At 35.4% G+C, this 12,776-nt stretch carries 9 protein-coding genes; 3 read left to right on the top strand and 6 right to left on the bottom strand.

Translation table 11 applies throughout. From position 1 onward, the window contains the following. Positions 1-107: 107 nt before the first annotated feature. Both metF and metE read right to left on the bottom strand, forming a co-directional pair. Positions 108-983 carry a methylenetetrahydrofolate reductase [NAD(P)H] gene (metF, locus tag LAB100_RS11450; protein ID WP_119327136.1) on the bottom strand — a complete coding sequence of 292 codons (876 nt, stop codon included), beginning with the start codon at positions 981-983 and terminating at the stop codon, positions 108-110. Beyond that, positions 970-3,234 carry a 5-methyltetrahydropteroyltriglutamate--homocysteine S-methyltransferase gene (gene metE, locus LAB100_RS11445; RefSeq protein ID WP_119327135.1) on the bottom strand — a complete coding sequence of 755 codons (2,265 nt, stop codon included), beginning with the start codon at positions 3,232-3,234 and terminating at the stop codon, positions 970-972. The genes metF and metE overlap by 14 nt, the downstream gene beginning before the upstream one ends. Before the next feature lie 147 nt (positions 3,235-3,381). Here metE and LAB100_RS11440 point away from each other — a divergent pair, with 147 nt between their 5' ends. After that, a complete protein-coding gene (locus LAB100_RS11440; protein ID WP_119327134.1) occupies positions 3,382-4,308 on the top strand; it encodes a LysR family transcriptional regulator in 927 nt (308 codons plus the stop codon). 221 nt (positions 4,309-4,529) lie between these two features. Here the strand turns inward: LAB100_RS11440 and LAB100_RS11435 are convergent, their stop codons facing one another. The 3 genes from LAB100_RS11435 to LAB100_RS11420 form a co-directional block, all read right to left on the bottom strand. Then, the gene (locus LAB100_RS11435) at positions 4,530-4,952 is read right to left on the bottom strand and encodes a hypothetical protein (protein ID WP_119327133.1); all 423 of its coding nucleotides are present in this window, start codon (positions 4,950-4,952) and stop codon (positions 4,530-4,532) included. Next, positions 4,952-6,475 carry a Y-family DNA polymerase gene (locus LAB100_RS11430; protein ID WP_119327132.1) on the bottom strand — a complete coding sequence of 508 codons (1,524 nt, stop codon included), beginning with the start codon at positions 6,473-6,475 and terminating at the stop codon, positions 4,952-4,954. Before LAB100_RS11430 ends, LAB100_RS11435 begins: the two co-directional genes overlap by 1 nt. A 256-nt stretch (positions 6,476-6,731) precedes the next feature. Then, positions 6,732-9,221 (bottom strand): L-type lectin family protein, encoded by a 2,490-nt coding sequence (locus tag LAB100_RS11420; RefSeq protein ID WP_119327131.1) that lies wholly within the window; start codon positions 9,219-9,221, stop codon positions 6,732-6,734. A gap of 248 nt (positions 9,222-9,469) precedes the next feature. Between LAB100_RS11420 and LAB100_RS11415 the strand changes: the two genes are divergently transcribed. Further along, positions 9,470-10,114: a CatA-like O-acetyltransferase gene (locus tag LAB100_RS11415; RefSeq protein WP_119327130.1), complete on the top strand. Its 645-nt coding sequence runs from the start codon at positions 9,470-9,472 to the stop codon at positions 10,112-10,114. Positions 10,115-10,303: 189 nt separating this feature from the next. Next, complete coding sequence (locus tag LAB100_RS11410) at positions 10,304-11,794, top strand: MFS transporter (protein ID WP_119327129.1); 1,491 nt, start codon at positions 10,304-10,306, stop codon at positions 11,792-11,794. 168 nt (positions 11,795-11,962) lie between these two features. On the opposite strand, the gene LAB100_RS11405 is transcribed toward LAB100_RS11410, so the two are convergent. After that, complete coding sequence (locus LAB100_RS11405) at positions 11,963-12,703, bottom strand: sulfite exporter TauE/SafE family protein (protein ID WP_119327128.1); 741 nt, start codon at positions 12,701-12,703, stop codon at positions 11,963-11,965. Positions 12,704-12,776: the final 73 nt, after the last annotated feature.

Genomic DNA, 12,776 nt, shown 5'->3' with positions numbered 1-12,776 from the left:
AAACGATTGTGAACTTCAATCGGTTCAAATTCGTGCCCACTACGTTCCAGCCCAATCGGCTTTGTTGTGGAAGACGGAAAATTTATATAAGTCCCATTGATTCGATTTTACTCTTCCACAGCAGTTTCTAAGTCAAACAATGAAGCAGTATTGCTGAAAATATGTTTAGCAGTATCGGACTTATTCATTGTATAAAGATGAACGCCATCAACATCATTGGTAACTAAATCAACGATCTGATCAACGGCGTAGGCAATGCCAGCTTCTTTTAGTGAAACAGGATTGTCCTTATATTTATCCAAAATATTAATAAACTTCTTAGGCAAACGAGCAGCACAGTTTTCGATAACGTGTAAGGCTTGTTTGCGATTAACAATCGGCATGATACCGGCAAGAATAGGAACGTTGATATTGGCAATAGCACATTCTTCTTGGAAACGATAAAATTGTTCGTTGTCATAGAAAAGTTGAGTAATTAATTGATCACAACCAGCATCAACTTTATTTTTCAAGTGCTTGATATCGTCGATTCGATTTTTTGAATCGGGATGAACTTCGGGATAACAGGCACCGGAAACTTCAAAATATGGTTTCTTCTCTTTAATATAAGTTGTTAGATCACTAGCGTAAGTAAAATCATTTTCTGGTGTGTAACCGTCAACGATATCACCACGTAGAGCTAGTACTTGATTGATATGCATTGTGTCGAGTTGCTCCAAAACGTCATCAACTTGTTTTTTGGTGACATAGGCGGCTGGCATATGAACCATTGTGTTGCATCCAAGTGTATCTTTTACATATTTAGCTAAATCAATAGTAGTTTTTTCGTAGTTTAATTTATGGTTACTTGCAGTAACACTGATAAAACTAGGATTAAGTCCCTTTAATTGATCCAGAGTAGCGGTTAATTTGCCAACTCCAACTTCGGAGTTAGGGGGAAAGACTTCAAAGGATAAAGTTGGAGTTTTTTTAGTTTCTGTCATGGACAAGTAGTTCCTCTCTGACTTCTTTAGCGGCTGTAGTTAAGTTCTCAACACTAGCTTTAGCCTCTTTAACACCACGTGTCTTAAGTCCACAGTCGGGATTGATCCAAACTTTTTCTTCAGGGACTTTTTCAAGAATCTTGTGGATAGTAGTCTTAATTTCTTCAACTGATGGAATACGTGGTGAATGAATATCGTAGACACCAGGTCCAACTTGAAGTTGGAAATGTTCCTTTTGTAAGGCGTCCAAAATTTCCAAGTTAGAACGTGAAGCTTCAAAGGAAATAACGTCAGCGTCTAGGTTTTGAATAGCAGGGATAATATCAGTAAATTCAGAATAGCACATGTGAGTGTGAATTTGGGTCGTTGGTTTAACTTTGCTGTGAACTAGACGGAAGGCAGGTACGGCCCAATCAAGGTATTCAGAATACCAATCGGTTTTACGAAGTGGCAATTTTTCACGTAAAGCAGCTTCGTCAATTTGAATGATTTTGATACCGTTCTTTTCAAGATCGAGAACTTCATCTTGAATGGCCAAGGCAATCTGGATAGTTGAATCTTTAATTGAGATATCTTCACGAGGGAAGGACCAATTCAAAATAGTTACTGGACCTGTTAACATTCCTTTGACGATTTTGTCAGTTTGTTCTTGAGCATATTTAGACCACTTGACGGTGATAGGATGATTTCTAGCAACATCGCCCCAGATAATTGGTGGTTTAACGCCACGTGTACCATATGATTGAACCCAACCATTTTTACTGAAGAGATAGCCGTCAAGATTTTGTCCAAAATATTCTACCATGTCGTTACGTTCAAATTCACCATGGACTAAAACATCAAGGCCGATATCTTCTTGCCATTTGATCCATTCGTTAATATGACCAGCAATGAATTTGTCGTATTCATCCTGGGAAATTTCTTCATGACGGAATTTGGCACGAGTTTTTTTGACTTCTTTGGTTTGTGGGAAAGAACCAATAGTAGTTGTAGGAAGCAAAGGTAAATTGAACTCTTGTTTTTGAATAGCAGCACGTTGTGCCAAGGCAGGATATCTGACAAAAGAATCTTCAGTTAGTTGAGCAATTCTTTGATGGACTGCCTTATTAGGTTGAACACGTGGTTTTTCAAAAAGAGCTTTATTTTTAGCTTCAGCAGTTTGACCTTGTCCATTTAAAATGGCTTGAATGTCATCTAATTCAGTTAGTTTTTCTTTGGCAAAAGCAAAATGTTGCTTGATTTCAGCTGGGAAGGTTTCATTTTCGATAGTAAATGGTACATGTAATAGAGAACATGAGGTTGAAATAACGATATTTTTGGCAGGTAAATTCTTGATTAAAGTAACAGTTTCTTCGTAATGATTACGCCAAATATTTTTACCGTTAACTACTCCAGCAAAAAGAATTTTATCATCTGGGAAGCCTGATTGAACGAGTTCATTAGTCTTACGTCCTTCATGAAAATCTAGGCCGATTCCTTCGACATCAAGATTGATTAAATCATTATAGACATCGCGAACATCGCCAAAATATGTTTGAAGTAGAACTTTAAGACCAGCTTTGTTTTGTAACAATTTAGTATAAATTTCTTTAAAGAGGATTTTCTTTGAACCAGTAACATCTTTGACTAGTTCAGGTTCATCTAATTGAATCCATTGAGCACCTTGTGCTGACAATTTAGTGAAAACTTCTTGATAGGTTTTGACCAAATCATCAACGAAATCATTAGCTTCAACGTCATGGAATTCACTTAATGAAAGAAGGGTAAAAGGTCCAACAATGACAGGACGAGTTTTGATGCCGTTATCTTTAGCTTCTTGATATTCGTCAAAAATTTTAGTGTCAGTTAATTTAATATCAGTATCTTTAGTGAATTGAGGAACTAAGTAGTGGTAGTTGGTATTGAACCATTTTTTCATAGGGAGAGCTTTTATATCACCTTCGGGACCTTGGTAGCCACGTGCCAAAGCGAAGTAACGATCTAATTGTGATAGGTTGAGCTTTTTAACAGCTTCAGGAATGATGTTAAAGAGATAAGCTGTGTCGAGAGTAGTATCGAAGAATGAAAAGTCATTGCTAGGAATACCGTCTATACCAGCATTTTTAACCAATTCCCAATGTTTTAAACGTAATTCTTTGGCAAAATCCTGTAATTCAGTTTCAGTGATTTCTTTACGCCAATATTTTTCAGTGTTGAATTTTAATTCACGGTTTTCGCCGATTCTTGGAAAGCCAATAATTGATGTAGTCATATGAAAGTCCCCTTTTTATGTGGTAGTTATTTGTTGTTTATAAATTAACATTATATTTAAATATTGAATAACTGATAAAAACAGGGATGGGTTATAGTTTAAAACTATAAGGAAGACTATACTAAAGAAAAAACTTTCGAGGTCGCTATGCGTATTCAACAATTAGAGTATTTAGAAACAATCGTCAAGACTGGTTCAATCAACGAAGCAGCTAAACAGTTGTACTTAACGCAACCAAGTTTGTCCAATGCCATCAAAGAATTAGAGAATGAAATGGGAATTCAAATTCTACTAAGAAGTAAGCTAGGGGTAACTTTAACCGATGATGGTCGGGAATTTATGATTTATGCTCGTCAAGTTCTCGATCAAGTTCAATTATTAGAAGGACGTTATGAGAAAAATACGATTCAAAAGAAAGCTTTTTCCGTTTCAGCACAACATTATGCCTTTGTAGTGCATGCTTTCGTAGAACTAATCAAAACCATTAAAGCAGATGAGTATCAATTTACTTTGCGTGAAACTGAAACTGAGAATATTTTGAAGGATTTGTCGAGTTTCAAAAGCGAGATAGGAATTTTATATATGAATAGTTTCAATAATCGGGTTCTAAAGAAACTATTTAAAGAATACGATTTGGAGTTTACACCTCTATTTAAGGCATTACCCCATGTTTTCGTAGGACGCCAGAATCCTTTGACAAAAAAGAAACGGGTGACTTTGGAAGATTTAACTGATTACCCATATCTTTCTTATGAACAAGGTGATAACAATTCATTTTATTTTTCAGAGGAAATCTTGAGTACATTAGATAGGAAGAAGAATATTAAAGTCAGTGATCGTGCCACGATTTTTAATCTAATGGTAGGATTGAACGGATATACGATCAGTTCAGGAATTATTAGTAATAAATTGAACGATGACAAAATCGTAGCTATTCCATTAGATGTTGATGATTCAATGACTTTGGGATGGCTGAAACATAGCCAGCTGGAATTGAGCCCAATTGCTAAAAATTATTTGGAAATGTTAAAAGAGCATATTAGGGGATATGGTTTTGAAATTATTAGTGATTAGTTGTATGTCATTTTTCATATTTTAAATATTTTCTATACCAATAATAAAACTCAATCCCTAATTGGGAGTAAAAAATCTGTGGATGCTCAGTAGTGAAATTTATCTTAACTTGCGTAGCAAGATTAGATAAAGGACAATCTTCAAGACAATTGTGTATTTCAATTGGCTCAAAGTTGCCCCACTACGTTCCAGCGTCCACAGATTTTTTACGGATAGTGGCATTAACTAAGTAGTTTTATGGCTCGAATATTCAAAATGACAATTGATAAATCACTGAAAATAGCTCGTCCTTTTTTTAAATCAACATTTTGTAGTAATCCTTTTTGATGTTCATAAAATCCAGATTTATCGTTGAAATAATTGACATCAACTTTTAAATGATGGGTCTGCAAATACCGTAACTGACGATAGATTAAATCTTCTGTTTCGGAGTTAGTATATTTTTTGCGGGCATAGTGTCGAGATTCTTCGTTGATCAAGTCTTTGAAACCTTCTAAGGCTCCAAAGGGTGCGAATTGAAAAGCACGATCGAGTTGATTCATTGGAAGGTGCCTTTTGGAATGATGGTAAGGTAGATTCATAATGTCTTGATAGGCTGATGTATCATTGAAAATCTTTTGCTCAATTAGCTTTTTTTCGTCCATTAGGCGTGATGTCCTCCTATCTGATTGTTTCGCTCGATTGTGGTCGAACCTTCTTCCAAATCAGATGCCTTTAAGATGATATTACGATTTCGAAATCTTTTTTGAAGATTCAAAATGGTTTCTTGGATTTGACGGTCCTTTTGACGTTTGTCTTGAGCGTTTTTATCTTCAATAATTTCTTTTTCAGGATTACCAAAAAGACTGATTTGTTTGAACTGTTCTTTTTGAGCAACTGTATTTTCATCAACTAAATTATTAGCGGTTAAAGTTATTTTTCGAATTAACATTTTATTATTCGTAATTTGTTCATAGAGTTCTCTGAAAGTTTTACGTAATTCATTAGAAGAGGAAGTAGGGCAATCAAGTTTGATATGTTTATGATCTGGTTTAGGTGTCTTGCGACCGTAGTAATCAGTAACTAACTTACCAGTAAAACTGCTGTCAACTTGGAGACTTTTGATATCGTAGTCGATGATAATACCGATTTGATTGGTAACGACTTTCTTTTGGACTAGTTCCAAAGCTAAGTTATCACTCATACCACGAACAATTTTGCGACCATCTGCGTATGAGGTTGGTTTCATCAAAACTTGACTAGAGTATAGTCCGTGATCGTCAGAACGATAATTTTTAATATCCTCCATAGTGGCTGATTCGTGTCCCCAGGCGTGATCAATAATTAGTTCAGCATTCTTGCCGAATTCACGGTAAAGCAATTCTTCATTCTTGTCGTCAGATAGAGAACCCAAGGTACAACGTACAATATCACCCATATTTTCTAATCCCAATTTTTCTAAACGTTTGGCAGTCCCTTTGCCGATTCTCCAAAAATCAGTTAAAGGTTGATGTGCCCAGAGTAATTGGCGATACTGTTGTTCATTCATTTGGGCAATTCTAACGCCATCGCTATCTCCAGGAATATGTTTAGCTACGATGTCCATGGCAACTTTGGCTAGATAAAGATTCGTACCGATACCGGCAGTAGCGGTGATTCCAGTCTCAAGTTGAATCTGTTGGATAATATTTTTGGCAAGAGCATGTGCGGAAATATTATGTAGCTCTAAATAGTCAGTAACGTCCATTAGAACTTCGTCGATTGAATAAACATGAATGTTTTTAGCAGCGATAAAACGTAAATAGATTCCATAAATTTCAGTGCTCTTGTGCATGTAGTAGTTCATTCTAGGTTTGACGATTTCATAGCCGATTTTTAATGTTGGAGCATTAAGTAGATGTTGACGATTGATGGAAGAGTATTTGGTTAAACGGTGATATTGATTGTCATTAATACGTTGTCGATTAAGCTTATTAACGATTTGTTCAACTTGAAAAAGTCTAGGCCGACCGGGAACCCCGAATTTTTTAAGCGCTGGTGAAACCGCCAGACAAATTGTTTTATCAGTTCGGGAATTATCAGCCACTACTAAATTATCATTTAAGGGATCAAGACCATGTGCAATACATTCGACTGATGCATAAAAAGACTTTAAGTCAATGGCCATATATGTACGCTGTTTTTCCATTTTGATATTGACCCCCTAAATTAAATGAAAATAAACGGATGCAATAAATGCACCCGTTTATTTTTATAAAAGCAAACTTCTGTTCGCCTTTTATTATATCATTTTTGAGAGTTATTTCTACAAATCTTTAATATAGAATCCATCCATTGTGCCACTGTGGAGGCTAGGTTTAATTGGACCAGGTAATTTAGTAAAGCCTTCTTTGAAGTAATTAATTTTCTATCTTAGCACAAGGTATAAAAAGAAATGAAAAATATTAATTATTGTCCAATGAATCGGCAACAGTCCAAGTTAGAGTACCAGTATATTGACCAGCGGTGCTAGAACCGAGTTGTTTCAAAAGTAGACCACTATTTTTAGTCCAATCATCAGAGATATTATCAGTGGCACTAGTTTCATGAGTGGTAGTGTCCTGATCAACTAATGTTGGTGTAGAGCTGAGGGTATTATAAGTTGAATCAGTATTTTTTCGATATACCAAAGCTAGATTATTGTTAAGAGTTTTGCCGTCAAGATATAGTCCATTGGTTGAAACGCTGAGTTGCCAGGGTTCACGTAAACTTGTAACGCTAAGATCAAAGTCACTCTTACGTTGTAAATATTCAGTTGTATCACCATAGTTGATATCCTGAAATTGTAGATTATTAGAAACAGTCATACTTAAGGCTTTATTGGACTTGGTATTTACGTTGTAAGTGAGAGTGTTAGAAACCAATCCATTTGCCTGGTCGATTGCCTTTACAGTTACTTTTTGGGTTGAGTTTTCAGTGAAAAGATTCCAGAAAGTATCGTCGTCATTGATTAAACTTTTGAGGTCAATTGTCTGATCAAAATTATTGCCAGAAGCACTGGCTCCAACGGTGTAAGTTTTGTCTCCAGCAGTGATTTGATAAATAATGTTAGTTGAATCAGCAAAACTGTGATTATCGCTGTAAGCCAACTCGGTTGGAAGATTTAAAGTTGTGTTGTCCGCTTTATAAAGCAGATCTAATTCATCTGAAGAATTGGTATTAGTTAATTTGAGTGTGTAATTAGGGCTAGCCAAAATTGTAAAAGCAGGACTATTGGTTGTAGAAATTTCATTAGAACCGGTAAAATTGGCGACGGATTTAGCAACATCAATGTCACTTGAGGTATCATTTTTGGCGGTAGCATTAATAGTTATCGAGGCTGTTTTACCAGCTGAACTGGTTGTTGTGCCAATAGTTTTAGCCAAGGTGTGTTGAAGGGTACTGTTGCTTAATTCACTGGAACTGATATTTTCAGTAGTACCATCTCCATATGTAATCGTAGCAACATTGCCAGAACTATCAGGCGTTACAGTTACGTTATCAGGAATTTTGATTTTAGCGGCAATATCTTTCCAATCTTCAGTACCAGAAAGATAAGTTAAGTCGTAATTTAGTTTTAGGGAATCACCGTTAGCGACAGTATTATCGGTTGATGTTTCAGCGATGTTTTTATTGCCTAAAGTTGTATCAACAATGTTGCTATCGGCCTCGGCATAAAGAATGTCAGGAGCTGAATCTAGAGCAACTAATTTTGAAGCAACATTGGATGAGGGACCGTTTGCGGCAGTGAAACCCCAACGAACTTTGCCATCAGAGGAATTTAATTTAGAGGTATCAACAGTAATCGAATTAGATAATTTCTTAGTAGTACTCTTAGTGGAAGTATTGTCACTGTAATCGATGTTTTTATCATTATAAGAGTACTCAATTGTGGCCTTGGTACTTCCTGATGCAGCGGGAATCCATTTGATCGTAACGTGATGCCAACGGAAGTCATTACCGTACTCATCAGTTCCGTCAGTCAATTGAGCTGCTTGAGGACTATCGTGGACAAGCACAAAGCCATTAGACCAAGGATTATAAGCATTTTGCATTGTTGTACTAGCTGTTAAATCAGTTTTTTGATAGGAGTCGGCTAAGCCTGGATAAGTCATAGCGATATGTCCGTATGCACCACCGGCCCCATATCTGGCGGTACTAGGGAAACCTAATGTAGTTAGATTAGTAAGCGAAGTACCCAGTTGAGTATCATAGCCATCAAGTGAAAAATAAGAAGTGCCATTGAGGATTTGAGTTAGAGAAGCAGGAAAGGTAATTCCATTATTATTGATAGGTGCTGTTGGAGTATAAAAACTGTTATTAGCAGTGTCAAATTCAAGAGCAATGCTGTTTTGAACGGCAGTTTGTTGGATATAGCTTTGTTTAGCAGTGACACCAGTAGTTAGTGAGTACTGTGAGGCATCGTATCCGTAGACACCCATTCCTTCCAATCCAGCACCTAAAGCACCAATACCTTTGTCATCATTTTGAAGAACAAAGGCAATGCCTTCACTGTTAACATCTTGAGAACCGGCGCCAGAGCCGAAATAAAGCCAAGCAGAAATTGTCTGTTCCTTATTTATATCGAAAGTTTTTTCATTTGACCACATTGAGCCATAAGTATTTTTACCACTGGCTAAGGCGATGATGTTGCTGGTAGTAGAATTTTTGCCAGAAGTATCAACTACTTGGGCGGAATTGGTAGTATAGATATCTTTTTTATCAGGAACTGTGGGAGCAGAGTTAGACATATATTTGTCGACTGCAATACCACTTGGAGCTTCTTTTAAAACTGATAGATCAGTACTGTCAGTAAAATCAGCCAGAACCTGAGTATTATTAAATGAAATCAAAATAAAAACACTTATGAACAGAAAAATCCCCGTCCATAAGTTTCTTTTTGTTTTACTATGCATGACTATTGCCCCCAAACAAGAACAATTTATTATAGTCATTATATACACTGAAAATGTATTATAAAACAATAATAATATTACAATATAATAATAATTAAGATACAAAAATATATAATCAAGGAAAATATTAACTAAAAATTGATTAATTAGCAATTAAAAAATAATTACTTAAAATCATAGAATCCCAACAAGTTTTCCCAAAAGATGTATGATAATCGTAACAACAATAAACTTTAGGAGACGATCACATGGAATTCACTAAAATTGATTTGGATACTTGGAATCGCAAGGAAGTTTTTAATCATTTTATCGAACAAAAGACGACTTATAGTATGACCCACAAGGTTTCAATTGCTAAAGCTGTAAAGTTTGCTAAGGATCATAAATATAATTTTTATCCTTTGTTTATCTATTCAGTTTTGAAAGTTATTAATTCAGATTATCTATATAGAATGGATTTTAATGAGCAAGGTGAACTGGGATATTATGATAGCAATGTGCCATTTTATTCAGTTTTTGATAGTAAGACTGAATTGTCTTCAAATATTGATACACCAGATGCCTATACTTTTGCTGAATTTAATCGTGACTATTTATTGGATGTTAAAAAGTATCGTGGTTCAGGTAAAATGTTCCCTAAGCAACCGGTACCTAAGAATATCGTTAATATTTCGATGATCCCTTGGGCTACTTATTCAAGTTTTAATTTGAATATTAATAATAGAGATAATTATTTATTGCCAATTGTAACGGCAGGAAAATTTGAAAGAATTGATAACGATATTAAATTACCAGTAACCTTCCAAATTCATCATGCTGTTTGTGATGGTTATCATACTGCTCAATTCTTTAACCGTTTAGAAGAAGTTATTGGACAGCCTGAAAAATTGTAATCTGTTAATTTACTTGTTGTGGAGAACGTTAAGGTTCATTGTATGATTTTATAAATAAGCTTATAATGAAAAAGAGATAAGCTTTTTCAGTAAACATGAAAAATAAGTGTTACCTAAGGAGTAAGACATTGCACGTCTGTGTAGGTCTTATTTTTTATTGGAAAATTAATTGAGGGAAGAAGTAGGGGAATGAGTAGAAATCGTAAACTGTTAGTTACCTTTGCCTTGGTTTTGTCGAATATGATGGCAGGACTAGATGCAACGATAATTAATACGGCATTGCCAGCAATCATTAGTGATTTGCATGGGATTCAGTATATGGGCTGGATCGTAGCTATCTTTTTGCTAGGGATGGCCGTTTCAACACCGTTATGGAGTAAATTTGGTGAAAAAAAGGGTAATAAAGTTGCCTATATAACTGCCACGATTGTTTTCATGATTGGAGCACTTTTCCAAGGATTAGCACCAAATATTATTTGGTTCATTACGGCTCGTAGTGTCATGGGAATCGGAGCTGGTGGAATGAATACTATTCCATTCATCATTTATTCACAGATTTTTAAAAATATTAAACGTCGTTCACAAGTTATTGGTGTGGCTTCCGCTGGTTTCAGTGGAACCTCAATTGTTGGTCCTTTGATTGGTGGCTGGATTGTTGATGCTTTCAGTTGGCATTGGGTCTTTTATATCAATTTGCCACTAGCTTTATTATCAATTATCATTGTCGCCTTATTCTTTAATATTAAGGAAAAGTTGAATCAAGCCAAGGTCGATTATCATGGTGCTATCTTGATGGTTTTAGGATTGACTTCGTTTTTGATTGGAATCCAATTATTAGGAGTTTCTTCAATTTTTGTTACATTAATTTTTATCGTGATTGGAGGTCTTTTGATATTTTGGATGTCGCGAGTTGAAAATAAAGTGGACGATCCAATTGTTCCTAATCGTTTGTTCAAAAACGAGAAGTTAGTGATTGATTTAATTCTGTTTGCACTTTTGTGGGGATCTTTTGTGGCTTTCAATATTTATATTCCAATGTGGGCTCAAGGTATCATGGGTCTTAGTGCGTTGATCGGGGGGATGACCCAAATTCCAGGGGCAATTGCTAACTTCATTGGTTCTGAATTAGAGCCTTTGATCCAAAGAAAGATGAGCCGCTATGCAATTATTGCAATTGGAACAGTATCATTCCTGATTTCATTTGCAGGATTGTATTGGGCTAGTCAAAGTGCCAGTTATACATTCTTATTAATTATGGGTATTTTTGAAGGTTTTGGTGTTGGTATCTGTTTCAATGCCTTGTTGATTGCCGTTCAATTTGATGTAGAGCCACGTGATGTACCAATTTCTACATCATTTGCCTATTTAGTTAGAATTTTGAGCCAAACATTCATGTCATCAATTTATGGTGTTATTTTGAATTTGGCTTTGATTCGAGGAGTTAAAGCAAGTAGTGGTCATATTACAATGTCGATGATGAATAAGTTGAGCAATGCTTCAGTTGCCAAAGAATTGCCTAAAGCTTATGTTCCTGAAATGAAAACAATCTTCTTTCAAGGAATTCATAACATCATGTTGACGGCTTTGATTTTGATTATTTTGGTTATTCTGATTTTGGGTTATTTATTCAGACGTGAAGCTGTTAAGAAAACACAAATTAAAACGAAAACAACTTATTGATAAAAATAGCGTTTATTAAAAGATTCAGGATATATTTTTACATATCTTGAAAATCTCTTAATAGACGTTATTTTTGTTTTTAGATTTAAAATTCAAAATTAAATAAAATACTATTCCATCGGCTTTGATATGGAGGTCAGCAGACAATCTATAATCGAACGGATCTTTTTATAAAATGGTTTTGATTCCCATAATAATAAGTAAAATAGCAATAAAGTATTGAACCAAATAGACGTGTTTACTTTTAGCTAATTTGTTAACTAAAAGTGGAGCAATAATAGCACCGATGATTGCTCCAATGATTAAAGGTATACCAGCTTGCCAATAAATATTACCTGTCGTCAGATGCATTATTGATCCCAGAAAACTCATACCGACTAGAACATATGAAGAAGTAGCTGTGGCATTAAAAGTATCTAGTCCTAAAATCAAAAGGCCAGCTAAAACCGGTCCGCCACCGCTTAATCCAGCAATTCCTACCATTAATCCACTTAAGACACCGTACATTGCGGCCGCAAATTTACCATGGGTCTTCTTTTGCTTAGAATGTAAGTTTTGCTTGATGATTATCTGAACACCCAAAACTACCAAAATGATGGCAATTAACCATTTGTATAATTGTTGAGGAATATAGGGTGAAATTAAAGCACCAATTATAACTGCCGGTAAGGAAGCAATTAACATTTGATTTCCCAAGTGAAAATTAACTCTGCCTTGATGGATATAAGCAATGGTTCCAATAACTAGTGATGGAAAAGCTGTCACGATAGAAGTTGCAGCCGCCGTTGCCGGTGGTAAATTGAACGATGAAGATAAAATTCCTAAGTAAAAAGCAGCTCCACCACCGCCTAGAGCGATTACGATAGTTCCGATAACAATACCTAAAATAATGAGTAAGAATGTAGCCATAAAAATATCTTCTTTCCTACCAATTCCTATTACTTGTCTAATAAACTTGATGTGATTAAGATAAGATTTAATT

The sequence above is a fragment of the Companilactobacillus musae genome, assembly GCF_003967595.1.
Lineage (GTDB): Bacteria > Bacillota > Bacilli > Lactobacillales > Lactobacillaceae > Companilactobacillus > Companilactobacillus musae.
This window is presented reverse-complemented; position numbering and strand designations above follow the sequence as displayed.